General features: G+C 73.7%; 16 protein-coding genes. 4 read left to right on the top strand and 12 right to left on the bottom strand.

Annotated elements, in window-relative coordinates:
- Positions 1-146 precede the first annotated feature (146 nt).
- On the top strand, positions 147-1,133 hold the full coding sequence (locus LIV37_RS19810; protein ID WP_020868891.1) for an aldo/keto reductase: 987 nt from the start codon (positions 147-149) through the stop codon (positions 1,131-1,133).
- Here the strand turns inward: LIV37_RS19810 and LIV37_RS19805 are convergent.
- A complete protein-coding gene (locus LIV37_RS19805) occupies positions 1,123-2,139 on the bottom strand; it encodes a DNA-3-methyladenine glycosylase family protein (RefSeq protein ID WP_020868890.1) in 1,017 nt (338 codons plus the stop codon). The genes LIV37_RS19810 and LIV37_RS19805 overlap by 11 nt on opposite strands.
- A gap of 2 nt (positions 2,140-2,141) precedes the next feature.
- Positions 2,142-2,513, bottom strand: coding sequence for a VOC family protein (locus LIV37_RS19800; RefSeq protein ID WP_020868889.1), 372 nt, complete (start codon positions 2,511-2,513; stop codon positions 2,142-2,144).
- 99 nt (positions 2,514-2,612) lie between these two features.
- Between LIV37_RS19800 and LIV37_RS19795 the strand changes: the two genes are divergently transcribed.
- The gene (locus LIV37_RS19795; RefSeq protein ID WP_121824736.1) at positions 2,613-3,074 is read left to right on the top strand and encodes a MarR family winged helix-turn-helix transcriptional regulator; all 462 of its coding nucleotides are present in this window, start codon (positions 2,613-2,615) and stop codon (positions 3,072-3,074) included.
- A 12-nt stretch (positions 3,075-3,086) separates the two neighbouring features.
- Here LIV37_RS19795 and LIV37_RS19790 read toward each other — a convergent pair whose 3' ends face one another.
- From LIV37_RS19790 to LIV37_RS19755, 8 genes are all read right to left on the bottom strand, one after another.
- Positions 3,087-3,392: a gas vesicle protein K gene (locus LIV37_RS19790; RefSeq protein WP_020868887.1), complete on the bottom strand. Its 306-nt coding sequence runs from the start codon at positions 3,390-3,392 to the stop codon at positions 3,087-3,089.
- Positions 3,389-3,574 carry a gas vesicle protein gene (locus tag LIV37_RS19785; RefSeq protein WP_121825366.1) on the bottom strand — a complete coding sequence of 62 codons (186 nt, stop codon included), beginning with the start codon at positions 3,572-3,574 and terminating at the stop codon, positions 3,389-3,391. The genes LIV37_RS19790 and LIV37_RS19785 overlap by 4 nt, the downstream gene beginning before the upstream one ends.
- Positions 3,575-3,684: 110 nt before the next feature.
- The gene (locus LIV37_RS19780) at positions 3,685-4,512 is read right to left on the bottom strand and encodes a GvpL/GvpF family gas vesicle protein (protein ID WP_020868885.1); all 828 of its coding nucleotides are present in this window, start codon (positions 4,510-4,512) and stop codon (positions 3,685-3,687) included.
- Entirely contained in the window at positions 4,509-4,874 is a 366-nt protein-coding gene (locus LIV37_RS19775) for a gas vesicle protein (protein WP_121824737.1), read from the bottom strand. Before LIV37_RS19775 ends, LIV37_RS19780 begins: the two co-directional genes overlap by 4 nt.
- Positions 4,871-5,131, bottom strand: coding sequence for a gas vesicle protein GvpG (locus LIV37_RS19770; protein ID WP_020868883.1), 261 nt, complete (start codon positions 5,129-5,131; stop codon positions 4,871-4,873). The genes LIV37_RS19775 and LIV37_RS19770 overlap by 4 nt, the downstream gene beginning before the upstream one ends.
- 1 nt (position 5,132) lies before the next feature.
- Positions 5,133-5,873: a GvpL/GvpF family gas vesicle protein gene (locus LIV37_RS19765; RefSeq protein WP_020868882.1), complete on the bottom strand. Its 741-nt coding sequence runs from the start codon at positions 5,871-5,873 to the stop codon at positions 5,133-5,135.
- A 3-nt stretch (positions 5,874-5,876) separates the two neighbouring features.
- Positions 5,877-6,368 carry a gas vesicle protein GvpJ gene (gvpJ, locus tag LIV37_RS19760; protein WP_020868881.1) on the bottom strand — a complete coding sequence of 164 codons (492 nt, stop codon included), beginning with the start codon at positions 6,366-6,368 and terminating at the stop codon, positions 5,877-5,879.
- 26 nt (positions 6,369-6,394) lie between these two features.
- The gene (locus tag LIV37_RS19755) at positions 6,395-6,706 is read right to left on the bottom strand and encodes a gas vesicle protein GvpO (RefSeq protein ID WP_121825367.1); all 312 of its coding nucleotides are present in this window, start codon (positions 6,704-6,706) and stop codon (positions 6,395-6,397) included.
- A gap of 865 nt (positions 6,707-7,571) precedes the next feature.
- Here LIV37_RS19755 and mfd point away from each other — a divergent pair.
- The gene (mfd, locus tag LIV37_RS19750) at positions 7,572-11,126 is read left to right on the top strand and encodes a transcription-repair coupling factor (RefSeq protein ID WP_020868879.1); all 3,555 of its coding nucleotides are present in this window, start codon (positions 7,572-7,574) and stop codon (positions 11,124-11,126) included.
- Between the two features lie 359 nt (positions 11,127-11,485).
- Here mfd and LIV37_RS19745 read toward each other — a convergent pair whose 3' ends face one another.
- A complete protein-coding gene (locus LIV37_RS19745) occupies positions 11,486-13,030 on the bottom strand; it encodes a PucR family transcriptional regulator (RefSeq protein WP_020868878.1) in 1,545 nt (514 codons plus the stop codon).
- Between the two features lie 333 nt (positions 13,031-13,363).
- On the opposite strand from LIV37_RS19745, the gene LIV37_RS19740 reads away from it, so the two are divergent.
- On the top strand, positions 13,364-13,726 hold the full coding sequence (locus tag LIV37_RS19740) for a DUF1330 domain-containing protein (RefSeq protein WP_020868876.1): 363 nt from the start codon (positions 13,364-13,366) through the stop codon (positions 13,724-13,726).
- Positions 13,727-14,080: 354 nt separating this feature from the next.
- On the opposite strand, the gene LIV37_RS19735 is transcribed toward LIV37_RS19740, so the two are convergent.
- Positions 14,081-15,946 carry a gamma-glutamyltransferase family protein gene (locus LIV37_RS19735; RefSeq protein ID WP_020868875.1) on the bottom strand — a complete coding sequence of 622 codons (1,866 nt, stop codon included), beginning with the start codon at positions 15,944-15,946 and terminating at the stop codon, positions 14,081-14,083.
- Between the last annotated feature and the right edge of the window lie 88 nt (positions 15,947-16,034).

The following is a 16,034-nucleotide window of genomic DNA, read 5'->3' as shown; positions in this document are numbered from 1 at the left end:
AAGCTAGCCGGACCAATTCGAGGAATTCACTCGTGTTCGTCGCCGATGGTCGATATCTCCGCGGATCTCCGGGTGTACGGAGCCGGTTTGACTTCGAGTGCGCTCCAACTCCTAGCGTGATCGTCACGACCACGAGGAGGTACCCGATGTCCGAACTGCCCATCCGCCGCCTGGGGGCACTGACCGTCGCGGCCCAGGGGCTGGGCTGCATGGGGATGAGCCACGGCTACGGCGCCTCGGACGACGCCCAGTCGATCGCCACTCTCCACCGCGCCCTCGACCTCGGCGTCACGCTGCTGGACACCTCCGACTTCTACGGCACCGGGCACAACGAGGAACTGCTCGGCCGGGCCCTGGCCGGGCGGCGGGAGCGGGCGGTGCTGGCCACCAAGTTCGGGTTCGCCAACCGGCTGGGGGAGCCGACCGCGATCCGGGGGGACGCCGCGTACGTCCGCCAGGCGTGCGACGCCTCGCTGCGGCGGCTCGGCGTCGATCACATCGACCTCTACTACCAGCACCGCGTCGACCCCGACGTCCCCATCGAGGAGACCGTCGGCGCGATGGCCGAGCTGGTCCGGGCGGGCAAGGTGCGCCACCTCGGACTGTCCGAGGCGGGCGCGGAGACCATCCGCCGGGCCCACGCGGTGCACCCCATCGCGGCCCTGCAGAGCGAATGGTCGCTGTGGACGCGGGATCTGGAGCACGAGATCGTCCCGGTCTGCCGTGAGCTCGGCATCGGCCTCGTCCCCTTCTCCCCGCTCGGCCGCGGCTTCCTCACCGGCCGCTACACCTCGACCGACGGCCTCCCGGAGAGCGACGTACGCCGCTCCCAGCCCCGGTTCGCCGACGGCAACCTGGAGCAGAACCTGGCCATCGTGGAGAAGCTGGATGAACTGGCCGCCGCGAAGGGCGTCACCGCGGGCCAGCTCGCCCTCGCCTGGGTGCAGCACCGCGGCGACGACGTGGTCCCCATCCCGGGCACCCGGCGCCAGAAGTACCTGGCGGAGAACCTGGCCGCCGCCACCCTCGAGCTGACCCCCGAGGAACTCTCCGCGATCGACGCCGCCGCCCCGGCCGACCAGGTCGCCGGCACCCGCTACGACGAGAAGAGCCTCACCTTCGTCAACCGCTGACCGGGGGACCGATGAGTTTCGGGGCGGCCCCGGCGGGCGCCCCGACCGGGATCGCGCTGGTTCCGCGGCCGCTGATGTGCGCGGCGCGGGCGCGGAGCAGCAGCGCGATCCAGCTGCGGTAGGGCTGCCAGCGGTCGGCGATACCGGCCAGTTGGCGGATGTCGCCCGAGGCGGCCGCGCCGAGGCCGTACGCGTCGGCCATGGCCGCGTGCAGCCGCGGTTCGTGACGCGGGAAGACATCCGGGTGCCCGGCGCCGCGGATGAGGATGAGTTCGGCGGAGAACGGGCCGATGCCCGGGAGGTCGCGCAGCGCCGCGAGGGCGTCGTCCACCGGCATCGAGCGCAGCCGTGCGGCGTCGAGTTCACCGGCGTCGGCCGCTTCGGCGAGTGCGTGCAGCCGCTCGATCTTCACCTCGGTCAGGCCGGGGGCGCGGGTGATCGCGCGCAGGGCCGGTGGGGTGGGGAAGGCGTACAGGGTCCGGCCCTCGATCCGGACGCGCCGACCGTGCCGCTCGGCGATGCGGGCCTTGATGGCGGCGGCCTGGGTCATGCGGATGCGGTGGCCGATGATCGCCCATGCGGCGGCTTCGTAGGGCGAGTGGAAGCACACCGGCCGAAGGCCCGGATAGTCCGCCATGAGCCCGGCCACCACGGGGTCGGCGGCGGCGAGTCCGGGGAAGCCGCTTCCGTCGACATCGAGGGAGAGGACGCGGGCCAGCTGGGCCCGGACGGCCCCGGCCCCGGTCCCGGCGGACCTGGGGTCCGCCGGGGTGTCGGGGTCGGGGTACGTGGTGAACTCGGCCCGGACGCTGCCCGCTTCTCCCTCCGCCGTCTCCTCCTGCCGCACCGCGACGGCCACCGTCGAGTGGCCGTCGTCGGCGGGGAAGGCCAGGCGGAGCACGTCGTCCGCCGCGCCCCGGTAGCTCGCCGGGGTGAAGTCCTCCAGGAAGCGGACGCCCGCCGCGAGCGAGAAGGGGCCGGACGGGGTGAGGGCGACGGCGGTCACGGTCAGCCTCCGTGTGCCGTGAGGGCGTAGCCCTCCGGGCCGGTGAAGGTGAACGTACGGCCGAAGGGGCTGTCCTGGGGCGGGCTGAGGATGGGCACCCCGGCGGCGGCGAGCTGGTCGTGCAGTGCCTGGGCGTCCGCGGTGCGGAACCACAGGGCCACTCCGAGCCCGGGACGTGCGACGCCGTCGAGGTCCACGCCCGGCAGCGGCTCGCGGACGGCGAACGGGATCGGCTCGGTGGTGAACACCACCGCACCGGGCGGCGAGGCCGGTGCCCGCCGCAGGCCGAGGTGGGTTTCGCAGAAGGCGGCCGCCGCCTCGACATCGCGTACCTGCAAGGCGATGAAGTCGGGGCCTTCGATGGTGGTGGGCACGGGTCCTCCCCGGTTGTTGGCTGAGCCAGTGATGTCGATGTCAGGACTTTGACATTCATGGACTGTACGCACGGCCGCTCCCTATGTCAAAATCCTGACATGAGAGACCGGACCCCCGTGCCCCCGCCGCACCCCGCCGACGACGTCACCGAGCATGTGGGCTACCGCCTCAAACGCGCCGCCGCGGCGCTGCGCGGCGCCATGGACAAGGCCCTGCGCGAGCACGGGCTGACGGTGCCGCAGTACGCCTGCCTCGAACTCCTCGACGAGCGGCCCGGCCTGTCCAACGCCGAGCTCGCCCGCTCCACGTTCGTCACCCGGCAGTCCATGAACGTCGTCCTCCGCGGCCTCCAGGACGCGGACCTGATCTCCCGGCCCGCCACCACCGACCACGGCCGCGCGCTCCCCGCCCACCTCACCGAGCACGGCCGCGAACGGCTCCACGCGGCCCGGTCCGCCGTCTACGCCATCGAACGGACAATGGTCGGCGCCCTTCCGCAGCGGCGCCTGGCAGCCCTCCTCACCGACCTCGACCGCATGGCGGAAGCCCTCGGCGGCTGACCGGCCCCTGCCTCAGTCGCGGGGGAGCAGGGTGCCCAGGGGGCCGAGGTCCAGGTTGAGGTCTTCCGGGGTCAGGCCGTGCTGGTCGCACAGCTCCGTCATGCGCTGGTCGAGCAGCATCAGCGTGGTGCCGATGCGCTCGATCTGCTCCTCGGTGAGGCCGCCCGCGTCGATGCGGCGGATGGCCTGGCGCTCCATCAGCTGACGGAGGAGTTCGACGACCGTCAGCACCAGGGCCACCAGGTCGCGGCCGACCGAGTCGCGGTCGATGTCCACGCGGGACACGCGGGAGGGGGCGTCGGGGATCGGCGCGCTCATAGTGGGCCGCTGTCGGTCCATGGGGCCTGGACCCGTTCGTTGACCGAGGAGAGAAGGGCGTGCAGGGAGAGGCGGACGAGGGGGACCTCGGCGATCGCGATGACCAGGTCGCCGCTGATGACGACGCCGGTGGCGAGCACCCGGTCCAGGAGGTCCACGAGGGGGACGCCGAGCGGGCCCAGCGCCTCGGCGGGGGTGGTTCCCCACGCGGGGGCCGCTTCGCGGGCGGTGGCGGCGGGGGTCGCTGCCCACCGCGCTTTCGCCGGGGTGGTGTCCCAGGCGGACGGCCCGGTCATGGGGCCGCCCCCGGGTCCGTGATTCCTCCGTCGGCGAAGGAGTAGGGCGCCCACGGCCCGGAGAGTTCGATCTGGACGTCCGTCTCGTCGCGGCGCAACGACGCTAGCGCGGCGCGCAGTTCGCGCTCCCGGCCCAGGTCGAGGAGGTAGGCCGCGTTCAGCACATGGGTGCGGTGCTTCCCGGTCACCTCGACGCCGTGCGGACGCAGTCGGCGCGCGGCCACGGCGAGCCCTCGGACGGCGGCGTCCACCCGCTCGGCGGCCCGCAGCGCCAGAGCGTGGCGCTGTTCGCGGCCGCGCTGCCGGGTGCGGACGCGGTCCAGATAGGCGCGGCCGTTCCCGCCGGGGCCCGGACCCTCCGCCGGGACGACCGCCGGGACGGCTGCCGGGGCGGGCGGCGGTCCCGTGGGGGCGTAGACCTTGACGCCCCATTCGGCCCGGCCCGCGATCCGGCCCAGGGCGGTCAGGAAGGACGTCTCCCGGTCGCCCAGGGCCTCGCGTACCCGGCCGTCGTCGAGATAGACCGTGGCCAGGGGCAGCGGAACGGCCGGGGCCAGCGCCGACGCCGCCGTGATCACCGCGTGGTGGGCGCGGGCGCACCGCTCCAGCTCGGCGCCGACGGACAGCCGCCGCCGCAGCGCCTCCTCGTCGTACCCGGCCGCGGGCACGTCCTGGACCACGGCGGTGAGCGGGCCCGCCGCGACCGTACGGACGGGGGCGCCGGTGCCGAGCCCGGGGAGTTCCGCGAACGGTTCCGCCGGGGCGGTGAGGTCGCCGCCCCGGCAGACCGCGAAGGCGTAGGTGAGGGTGGCGGCCTCGGTCATGGGTGCCTCTCCTCCTCGGCCGCGCCGACCGTGCTCAGCTCCTCCGCGCCGATCCGTGACTCCAGGGCGTGAAGCCGCGTCCGCAGTTCCGCGTTCTCCTGGGCGAGGGTGTCCCGCGCGGCGCGCGACGAGAGCGCGGGATCGGTTTCCCACCAGTCGATTCCGGCCTTGCGGGCGGTGTCCACGGAGGAGATGAACAACCGCAGCCGGATGGTGAGCAGTTCGATGTCCAGCAGGTCGATCTTGATGTCCCCGGCGATCACGATGCCCTTGTCCAGGACCCGCTCCAGGATCTCGGCGAGGTCGGAGGGGTGCCGCTCGTCAGTCACGGACGGGGGGTGGACCAGGTCGCGTTCGGTCATGGCGTCCGCACCCCCGCCCTTCCTCCCCGGCCGCCCGAGCGCTCCAGCAGATCCAGCAGCCGGTCCTCCTCCCGGTCGAACTCCTCCGGGCCGATCGCCTCCGACTCCAGGGCCTCGTTCAGCGCGGCGAGCCGGGCGCGCAGCACCGACGGATGGCACATCTCCTCCTCCGCCATGTCCCGCACGCGCTCCGCGACCCACACCACCCCGCGCACCGGCGCCAGCGGGAAGAGGACGACCTGGCTCAGTACGCCCATCTCAGGCCCGGCCTTCCGTGAAGCTGTAGCAGGGCAGCGGACCGGTGAGACGCAGTTCGGCCCGGTCGCGGTGGGCGGCCGCGAGGCGTTCCACGGCGCCCTCGAACCGCCGCTGCGCGCGCAGGTCCAGCAGGAACGAGGCGTTGAGTACGCACCCCTCGACCTCCGGGCCGTGCACGGTGGCGTCCGCCACGGCCGAGAGCTCCGCGAGCACCGTGGCCGCGGCCGCCGCCGCCCGGCGCTTCAGCCCGCGCGCCACGGCCTCCCCGAGCCGCACGCTGGCCTCGTACCCCGGGGCCCGGCGCGCGGCCGTGCGCAACCGGCTCACCTCCGGGTCCTCCCGTACCAGCGCGCCCAGGCCGGCCTCGGTGGGCAGCGCCTTGAGGTTCATCTCGATCCGCCCGTCGACGCGTTCGAGCGCGGCCAGGCAGTCGTTCTGTGTGCACAGCAACTGCCGCCGCACCGCCTCCTCGTCGGGGGCGACCATGCCGAAGCGCATCGGCAGCACCGGACCGTCCCGCCCCAGCGTCAGGGCCAGGTCCTGGTGGGCGAGGAGGTCGCGGCGCTTGGCGCGCAGCCGGGCGGGAGCGTCGCTGATCACCGCGGCCAGCGCTCCGGCCCGGACGGTACGGACCGGGGCGGGCCGCTCGCCTACTCCGGTGCGGCCGGGCGGCACCGCATGGGAGGCGCGGACGACGCCGTAGACGTACACGCTCTGCGGTGCGGGCGCGGGCGCGGTCATGGATCAGTCCTCCTCGGAAGGCTCGGACGCGGAAGCGGAACGGCGGCGGGTGGGGGCGGTGCGCCGCCGGGGGCGGCTCTCCCGCTCCTCCCGCTCCCCCTCTTCCTCGTCCTCATCGGCCCCGACGGCCCGCTTGACCTTCTCGCCCACGCCCGCCACCGCCTTCTTGGCCTTCTTCTTGCCGAGGCCCGTGGCCATCCGCCCGGCCGGACTCCCGCCGCCGCCCGCGACCCCGCCCAGCAGCTCGGGAACGGTCGTGCTGCTGCGGTCGAACTCGAGGTCCAGGCGGTTGCAGGCCTCGGCGAAGCGGAGGTACGTGTCCACGCTGGCGACCACGATCCGGGCGTCGATCTTCAGGATCTCGATGCCGACGAGGGAGACCCGGATGAAGACGTCGATCACCATGCCCCGGTCGAGGATGAGTTCCAGGCAGTCGTAGAGGGTGCCGGTCCGCTGGACGCAGACGACTTCTTCCGTGTAAGTGCCAGTGGGCATCTCGGAGTGTCCTTTCGGCTGTCGTCTCAGCAGTCGTCGGCCGCACCGCGCCGGTAGCGGCGGACCCTCCGGTATTCCTGGAGCTCGCCCCGCTCGTCGATGCGCACCTCGTACGTGGCCAGCAGGCTGGTGGTGTCGGGGATCCGGGCGACCTCGAGGACGTCCACGCTGACGAGCCAGCCGTCCTCGTGGCGGGCCACCCCGCTGACGCCCTCGGGCTCATGGACGATCAGCGAGGCGAGCTGTTCGCACGCGTGCCGGGCGGCCTCGGCCGGCTTGGGGGCTCGGGGCCGGGTGCTCGTCTTGGTGGGCGATGGGCGCGGGTCTCGCTCTGCCATGTGCATCAGTGTGATCACAGGGCGTGTCCGGCCGCCTGTCGTGATGGGCCAGACGGCCGCTTGCCGTCACGGGCCGGAAACGGTGCCGCGGACGATCGACGGCGGCTCAGGGCACTTCCGGCGGAGCGCTCAGGCCCCGTCCGCCTCGTCCCGCTCCTGCGGGCTCAGCGAGGACCACAGCCGTTCGCTCGCGCAGCGTACGCCCCCGGTCCGGTGCGCCCACGGGGGAGCGCACCGGGACCGGGGGCGGCGTGCCCATGAGCCGGGGCTGTCGGGCTCGGCCGGGTGCGGCGCCGTTTCGCGCCTTCGGCGCAATTGAGCAGCGGGGCAGGGGGCAGAGGGCGCGGCGCCGCCGCCGTCCGCCGGGCCGCTGGGGGCGAGAGCCGGTTGGCGGCTTCCGGGCTCAGTGGCTGGGGAACCCTCCGGACTGCGGGTGGGGCCCTCCCGGTCCTCCCTGAAAAAATGCTTGATCTGACGCAACTAATTTATCAATCAGTTTCCAGAGGGGTGCTCCACCCCCACCGACCCGGCAGTCCGGTACCGGCCTTGCTCCCGAGAACGGATGCCGCCACCGGCGCCCGCATCCACGGGCCCGGCGCACGGCGGTGGCGCCGCGCCCCCAACCTCCGCCGCCGCTGCTCAATTGCGCCGAAGGCGCGAAACGGCGCCGCGGCCGAACACGCCGCTCACCGCCCACCGCCGCTGCCTCACGCAGCCGGCCTGCAAGTGCGGTATGAGGGCCGCCCGGCCCCCTGGCCGCACCCGGCGCGAGTTGTCGGCGGGTGGCCGTACTCTGGAAGACCCCCGGCCCGTGACACGTGTCGGGCCGTTCGCGTTGTCCGCCTCCGGGATGGAATACCCCTTTATGAGCCTCACCGGTCTGCTCGACGCCGTCGTAAGGGACCCCGCGCTCGCCGAGGCGGTGCGCGGCGCCGCCGATGGCCATCGCCCCCACGTCGATCTGGTCGGCCCGCCCGCCGCCCGTCCGTTCGCCATCGCCGCGCTGGCGCGCTCCGCGGGCCGTCCCGTGCTCGCGATGACGGCCACCGGCCGGGAGGCGGAGGACCTGGCGGCGGCGCTGCGCTCGCTGCTGCCGCCGGACCGGGTGGTGGAGTACCCGTCCTGGGAGACGCTGCCGCACGAGCGGCTCTCCCCGCGCTCGGACACGGTCGGGCGGCGCCTGGCGGTGCTGCGCAGGCTGGCCCATCCGAGCCCGGACGACCCGGCGGCCGGTCCCGTATCGGTCGTGGTCGCGCCCGTACGGTCGGTGCTCCAGCCGCAGGTCAAGGGGCTCGGTGACCTGGAGCCGGTGAGCCTGCGGGCCGGGCAGACCGCCGATCTGGAGGAGATCGTGGACGGGCTCGCGGCCGCCGCGTACTCCCGGGTCGAACTGGTCGAGAAGCGCGGCGAGTTCGCCGTGCGCGGCGGCATCCTGGACGTCTTCCCGCCGACCGAGGAGCATCCGCTCCGGATCGAGTTCTGGGGCGACGACATCGAGGAGATCCGCTACTTCAAGGTGGCCGATCAGCGGTCCCTGGAGGTCGCCGAGCACGGGCTGTGGGCCCCGCCCTGCCGGGAGCTGCTGCTGACCGACGACGTACGGGAGCGGGCCGCGGCCCTCGCCGAGGCCCATCCCGAGCTGGGCGAGCTGCTCGGCAAGATCGCCGAGGGGATCGCGGTCGAGGGCATGGAGTCCCTGGCCCCGGTCCTGGTGGACGACATGGAGCTGCTGCTGGACGTCCTCCCGGCGGGCAGCATGACGGTCGTCTGCGAGCCGGAGCGGGTGCGCACCCGGGCGGCGGACCTGGTGGCCACCAGCCAGGAGTTCCTCCAGGCGTCCTGGGCGGCCACCGCCGGGGGAGGAGAGGCCCCGATCGACGTCGGCGCGGCCTCCCTGTGGAGCATCGCGGACGTCCGCGACCACGCCCGTGAGCTGGGCATGATGTGGTGGTCGGTGAGCCCCTTCGCGGCCGATGAGGAGCTGACGCAGACACTTGCCGCTGACGCGGCGGGCGACACCGTGAAGCTCGGCATGCACGCCACCGAGAGCTACCGAGGCGACACCGCCCGGGCGCTGGCCGACACCAAGGGCTGGCTGGCCGACGGCTGGCGCACGGTCTATGTGACCGAGGGCCACGGCCCAGCCTCCCGCACCGTCGAGGTACTCGGCGGCGAGGGGATCGCGGCCCGGCTGGACGGCGACCTCACCGAGATCAAGCCGTCCGTGGTGCATGTGGCCTGCGGCTCGATCGACTACGGCTTCATCGACCCGGCCCTGAAGCTGGCCGTGCTGACCGAGACGGATCTGTCCGGGCAGAAGGCCGCGGGCAAGGACGGGGCGCGGATGCCCGCGCGCCGCCGTAAGACGATCGATCCGCTCACCCTCGAGGCGGGCGACTTCATCGTCCACGAGCAGCACGGCGTGGGCCGCTACATCGAGATGGTGCAGCGCACCGTCCAGGGCGCCACCCGCGAGTATCTGGTGGTGGAGTACGCCCCGGCCAAGCGCGGCCAGCCCGGCGACCGGCTCTTCGTCCCCACCGACCAGCTGGAGCAGGTCACCAAGTACGTGGGCGGCGAGGCGCCGACCCTGCACCGGCTCGGCGGCGCCGACTGGACCAAGACCAAGGCGCGCGCCAAGAAGGCCGTCAAGGAGATCGCCGCCGACCTGATCAAGCTCTACTCGGCCCGGATGGCGGCGCCCGGCCATGCCTTCGGCGCGGACACCCCGTGGCAGCGCGAGCTGGAGGACGCGTTCCCGTACGCGGAGACCCCCGACCAGCTCACCACCATCGCCGAGGTCAAGGAGGACATGGAGAAGTCGGTTCCGATGGACCGGCTGATCTGCGGCGACGTCGGCTACGGCAAGACCGAGATCGCGGTCCGCGCGGCCTTCAAGGCGGTCCAGGACGGCAAGCAGGTGGCGGTGCTCGTGCCCACGACCCTGCTGGTCCAGCAGCACTTCGGCACCTTCGGCGAGCGGTACGGCCAGTTCCCCGTCAACGTCAGGGCGCTCTCCCGCTTCCAGACCGACACCGAGGCCAAGGCGGTGCTCGAGGGGCTGCGGGACGGCGCGGTCGACATCGTCATCGGCACCCACCGGCTCTTCTCCTCCGAAACCAAGTTCAAGGACCTGGGCCTGGTCATCGTGGACGAGGAGCAGCGCTTCGGCGTCGAGCACAAGGAGCAGCTGAAGAAGCTCCGCGCCAACGTGGACGTGCTGACCATGTCCGCCACGCCCATCCCGCGCACCCTGGAGATGGCGGTCACCGGCATCCGCGAGATGTCCACGATCACCACCCCGCCGGAGGAGCGCCATCCGGTGCTGACCTTCGTCGGTCCGTACGAGCAGAAGCAGATCGGCGCCGCCATCCGGCGCGAACTGCTCCGCGAGGGCCAGGTCTTCTACATCCACAACCGGGTGGAGTCCATCGACCGGGCCGCCGCCCGGCTGCGCGAGATCGTCCCCGAGGCGCGGATCGCCACCGCCCACGGGCAGATGTCGGAGGGCGCGCTGGAGCAGGTCGTGGTCGACTTCTGGGAGAAGAAGTTCGACGTCCTGGTCTCCACCACCATCGTCGAGTCCGGGATCGACATCTCCAACGCCAACACCCTGATCGTCGAGCGCGGCGACAACTTCGGCCTCTCCCAGCTGCACCAGCTGCGCGGCCGGGTCGGGCGAGGGCGCGAGCGCGGTTACGCGTACTTCCTCTACCCGCCCGAGAAGCCGCTCACGGAGACCGCCCATGAGCGGCTGGCCACGATCGCCCAGCACACCGAGATGGGCGCGGGCATGTACGTGGCGATGAAGGACCTGGAGATCCGCGGCGCGGGCAATCTGCTCGGCGGCGAGCAGTCCGGCCATATCGCGGGCGTCGGCTTCGACCTCTACGTCCGGATGGTCGGCGAGGCCGTCGCCGACTACCGGGCCTCGATCGAGGGCGGTGAGGAGGAGGAAGCGCCGCTGGAGGTCAAGATCGAGCTTCCGGTCGACGCGCACGTCCCGCACGACTACGCCCCCGGCGAGCGGCTGCGACTCCAGGCGTACCGGGCGATCGCCTCCGCCGGCAGCGAGGACGACATCCGCGCCGTCCGCGAGGAGCTCACCGACCGCTACGGCAAGCTCCCCGAGCCGGTGGAGAACCTCCTCCTGGTCGCCGGTCTGCGCCTGCTGGCCCGCGCCTGCGGCGTCACCGACATCACCCTCCAGGGCTCCAACATCCGCTTCTCCCCGGTGGAGCTCCGCGAATCCCAGGAGCTGCGCCTCAAGCGCCTCTACCAGCGCTCGATCATCAAGCCCGCCACCAAGCAGGTCCTGGTGCCCCGCCCCTCCACCGCCCGCATCGGCGGAAAGCCGCTGGTGGGGCGGGAGCTGCTGGCGTGGACCGGGGAGTTCCTGACGTCGATCCTGGGGTCGTGAGGGCGATTCCGCGCTCAGCTGATCGATTGGGCCACGGGGACAGGGGCGGGCCGCGCGCGCGACACCCCCGTCGTCGCGCGGCGGCCGGCCCCGGCTCATGAGCCCGGCGGGGTGGCCGGGTGCGGTGCCGTGCGGGTGGGGGAGTGCGCACTCAGCCCTCGGCGAGAGGCGGGGCTCTGCGCGGCCCGTCGTGGCTTGTCCAGGACAATATGCGGCCGCGGCACCCGCGGCGAGGAACGATGTGCACAGTGAGCCCGCAGGGCGGTTCCCCTTCGAACGGTGAGTGCTCTGGTGAACGGTGAGTACGGCGGCGAACGGTGAGCGCGCCCGAGGGTGACCCCGGTGTGCGTCGCCCCGTCTCAGAGCGAGCCCAGGGCGCGCATCGCGAGCCATAGTTCGTACTTCGCGCTCGGCGCGGTCAGCAGCGAGCGGCCCAGGGCGTCCTCCGCCCTGGTCAGGCGCTTGCGGGCGCCCGGGAGTGAGATGCCGAGGGCGGTGGCCGCGGCGGGGAGGCGGGCGTCGGCGCGCAGCCAGGTGCGTATGGTCTCCAGCCCGGCCGTCGGACCGGCCTGCTCCAGGGGGCGCAGCTGGGCCCGGGCCCAGGTCCCGGCGGCGGTAGTGCCCAGCACCGCGTCCAGCGTGGCCGTGCGCCCCGGCGGGGCCTGGGCGCGGGCCGCCGCGGCCTGGGGCGCGGTGTGCAGCCGCAGCGCCAGCCACGCGGCCGACTGCGCGGCCAGGCTGCGGCTGACCTCCACGCCCAGCAGCTCGTCCAGATGGCGCATCCGCGCCGCGAGCGTATTGCGGTGGATCTTCAGATGACGGCTGGCCGCCCCGCCGAAGCTGAGCCACGACCCGAGCGTGCCCAGCAGCTCCTGCGGGCCCGGGTCGGCGCGGCGGGCCGGTGTGTACCGCAGACAGGGCGCCAGGAGCTCGCTCGCCCACGCACAGCCCTCCGGGCCCGCCAGGACGGTCACGTCCACGTCGCCGCCGAAGCCCGCACGGCGCCCGGGCGCGTTACGGGCCACCGCCAGCGCGTGGATGGCCTGCTCGTACGCGGTCGGCGTGTCCCGCAGCGCGACCGCCGCGCTCACCCCGACCCGGCACTCGGGCACCAGCCGGACGATCAGCAGGTCCAGTGGTGCCGGGCCCGCGTGCGGGTCACCCCTCACCGTCGCCGGGCCCGGGCCCGGCTCGGGCGGTACGAGCGCGAGCACGTGGTTCGGGCGCACCGGACACGGCACGATCCACGCCCCGCCCTCCGCCTCGCGGTCGATCCGCCGCACGATCTCGCGCCGCCGGGCGTGCGGACACTCGATCACATACATCTGGACCACCGTGGGCAGCGCCGGGCGCAGCGCCCCGGCGATCCGCTGCGCGGCGGGCACGCTGCCCACCATCAGCAGATGCAGCACCGCCTCCCGGCTGTGCTCCTCGGCCGACTCGATCCGCCGCCGCGCCCGCTCGGACTGCTCCAGCCGCCAGCACAGGGCGAGGGTGCGGGCGGCGTCGGCGAGCAGCATTCCGCAGTGCGGAGCGTCCGGCCCGACGACGGCGAGATACGTCCTGGGGCCGGTGTCGAGCGCGATCAGATGCACCGGGGGCCCCTCGCCCCCGCCCAGCACGGCGGAGGCCGCCCCGCGCCGGTGCAGCTCGACGGCGGCTTCGGCGGCGGCGCCGACGGCGAGCCGCGCCACCGCCGGGTCGTGCTCCCCGCCCGGCCCGGCCAGCACCCGCCCCGTGTCCCCGACCAGCACGGCCGGACCCCCGGTCCGCCGGGCCAGCCAGCCGAGCATCTCCCGCACCGCCCCGCGCCTGGTGGCCAGTCGGGCGAGGGCGAGAACGTCATCGGCGCGGTCGGCGCGGTCGGCCCGATCGAAGGGCATGTCGGAGGGCGGGGTGTGCATGAAACAGCACATTAGTTCTGATCGCCTGGGTTTCGGAAAGGGCCCGGCCCTGCCTGTGGAAAACCTGTGGAGACGGCGGAGACCACCGGAAGGGGGCGCGGCTGGGCTCGGCCGGTGCCCACCGTCATAACCACCATGATCACCGCCGTTGTCGGCATCCTCGGCACCCTCTTCGCGCCCCTCCTCCAGCGGCGCATGACGGCACGTCAGCGGAGCGAGGACGCGCTTGAGTCCCGGGGCCGCGGTCATGACCTCGGGGGTAATCGACGCTCCGGGCGGGCCGCGGCAGGCTGATCCGTGTCCACCGATCGGCCTGGAGCACCTGGAGGAGCCATGCCCGCCGCCTACGCGCTCGCGCATCTGCACGGCCGCAGCCCGCACCCCGACGTCATCGAGTACCTGGAGCGGATCCAGGCCACCCTCGACCCCTTCCACGGCCGGTTCCTCATCCACGGCGACACGCTGGAGGTGGTCGAGGGGGAGTGGCCGGGCAGCGTGGTGCTGATCGAGTTCCCGGGCGGGATGGCGGACGCCCGCGAGTGGTACGCGTCGCCCGCCTACCAGGACATCCTGGCGCTGCGCACCGACCACACCGACGGCGATGTGATCCTGGCCGATGGTGTCGGCCCCGGCTACGACCCGCTGGAACGAGCCGAGAAGCTCAGGTCCGCCGACCCCACCGGGTACGCCCGCTAGGGCACACGCCGCGTGGTGGACCTTTCCCCTACCCGCCCCTACCCGCCCCTTCCCGCAACTGGGGCTCCGCCCCAGGCCCCCGGGGGGGGCGACGAGTCGGCCCTCGCCGCCGTGAAGGCTTGCACCGGGGGCTGATGGCGGTCGGGGCGCCTGCGTGGCGGATGACTGGGCGGCGGTCCGCGCCACCGATATGCGAGCCGACCGTCGCCGCGGTCGGCGCACCGGCCGGGGAGGCCGACTGTGTCATCTGCGGTGCGGCCGGGGGCTGGGGTGGAGCTCCAGTTGTGGGAAGGGGCGGGTAGGGGAAAGCGGCCCGCCGCAGGCGTCACCATCCGTCGAACGCCCCCGCGGTGGTCAGCGCCCCACCGCGTAGCCTTGCGCGCCGCGCGGGTTGGCGGCGGCGAGCAGGACGCCCGTCTCCGGGTCGCGGGCGACCGCGCACAGGCGGCCCTCCGACCAGGGGTCGCCGACCACGACGTCATGGCCGCGGCGGCGGAGTTCCGCGATGGCGGGCTCGCCGATGCGGGGCTCGACGACCACCCGGCCCGCCGTCATCGCCCGGGGGTGGAAGGAGCCGGGGAAGGACTCCTGGTGCCAGTTGGGGGCGTCGATGGCGCCCTGCAGATCCAGTCCGGAGCGCACCGGCGCCCGTAGCGCGACGCCGAGGAAGAAGTGCGTGCTCCACTGGTCCTGCTGGTCGCCGCCGGGAGTGCCGAAGGCCATGACGGGGGTGTCGCCGCGCAGCGCGAGCGATGGGGTGAGCGTGGTGCGGGGGCGGCGGCCGGGGGTGAGGGAGTTGGGCAGGCCGGGGTCGAGCCAGGTCATCTGGAGCCGGGTGCCGAGCGGGAAGCCCAGCGCGGGGATGACGGGGTTGGACTGCAGCCAGCCGCCGCTGGGTGTGGCCGCGACCATGTTGCCCCAGCGGTCGACCACGTCGAGGTGGCAGGTGTCGCCCCGGGTCACCCCATCCCGGTCGACGGCGGGTTCGCCGGCGGCCGGGCCGCCCAGCCCCAGGCCCAGGTCGCCTCCGCCGACCGTGGGTTCGCCGCCGCCGGGCCCGGCGGCCGGTCCGTCCGCCCCGGACGCGGCGCGGGCCACGGCGGCCAGCGCCTGCTTGCTCAGCCGTGGCGTACGGCTCCCGGGGTGCCCGGGGCGCAGTTCGTACGAGGCCTGTTCGCCGATCAGCGCCCGCCGTTCGTCGTTGTAGGGACGGGAGAGCAGTTCGGCCAGCGGAACGTCGGCGGCGTCCCCGTACCAGGCCTCGCGGTCGGCCATGGCCAGCTTGCCGCCCTCGATCAGGAGGTGCAGGAAGTCGGGCGTGCCCAGGTCTGCCTCGTTCAGCCCGTACGGCAGCAGGGCGAGTTGCTGGAGCAGTACCGGCCCCTGGCTCCAGGGCCCGGCCTTGCACACGGTCCAGCCGTTCCAGAAGTGGCGGAGCGGCGGCTCGTACGTGGCCTCGAAGGCGGCCAGGTCGTCCCCGGTCATGGTCCCGGCGTTGCGGTGCCCGGACGAGTCCATCGCGGGCCGGGCCGCCGCGTCCGCCAGTTCCTCCGCGACGAAGCCCTCGCGCCAGACCCGGCGGGCGGCCTCGATCTGGGTCTCGCGCCCCGGCCCCGCCCCCTCCGCCTCGGCGATCAGCCGCCGCCAGGTGGCGGCCAGCGCGGGGTTGGTGAGCAGCCGCCCGGCGGTGGGGGACTTCCCGTCCGGCAGATACAGCTCGGCCGAGGTCGTCCACTCGGTCTCGAACAGCTCCCGCACCGTCTCGACGGTCTCCCCGATCCGCTCGACCGCCGGATGGCCGTGCTCGGCGTAGCCGATGGCGTACCGCAGCACCTCGGCGAGCCGCTTCGTACCGTGGTCGCGCAGCAGCACCATCCAGGCGTCGAACGCACCGGGCACCGCCGCCGCGAGCGGGCCGGTGCCGGGGACGAGGTCGAGGCCGAGCGCGGTGTAGTGGTCGATGGTGGCTCCGGCGGGGGCCGGGCCCTGGCCGCACAGCACGGTGGGTTCGCCGCCCGCCGGGGCGAGGATGATCGGCACCTCACCGGCGGGGCCGTTCAGATGTGGCTCGACCACATGCAGGACGAACCCGGCGGCCACGGCCGCGTCGAAGGCGTTGCCGCCGTCCTCCAGGACGGCCATGGCGGACTGCGAGGCCAGCCAGTGGGTGGAGGACACCATGCCATGGGTGCCCTGCAAGGTGGGCCGGGTGGTGAACATGTCGGCAGGCTCCTGGTCTCGTACGAATGCGGGTGCGGGTGCGGGTGCGGGTGCGGGTGTGCGGGCATGGGGGCAGGACTCATGGCCC

It is taken from the genome of Streptomyces rapamycinicus NRRL 5491, assembly GCF_024298965.1.
Classification (GTDB): domain Bacteria; phylum Actinomycetota; class Actinomycetes; order Streptomycetales; family Streptomycetaceae; genus Streptomyces; species Streptomyces rapamycinicus.
The sequence above is the reverse complement of the archived record's forward strand: the minus strand, read 5'-3'. Positions and strand labels throughout refer to the sequence as shown.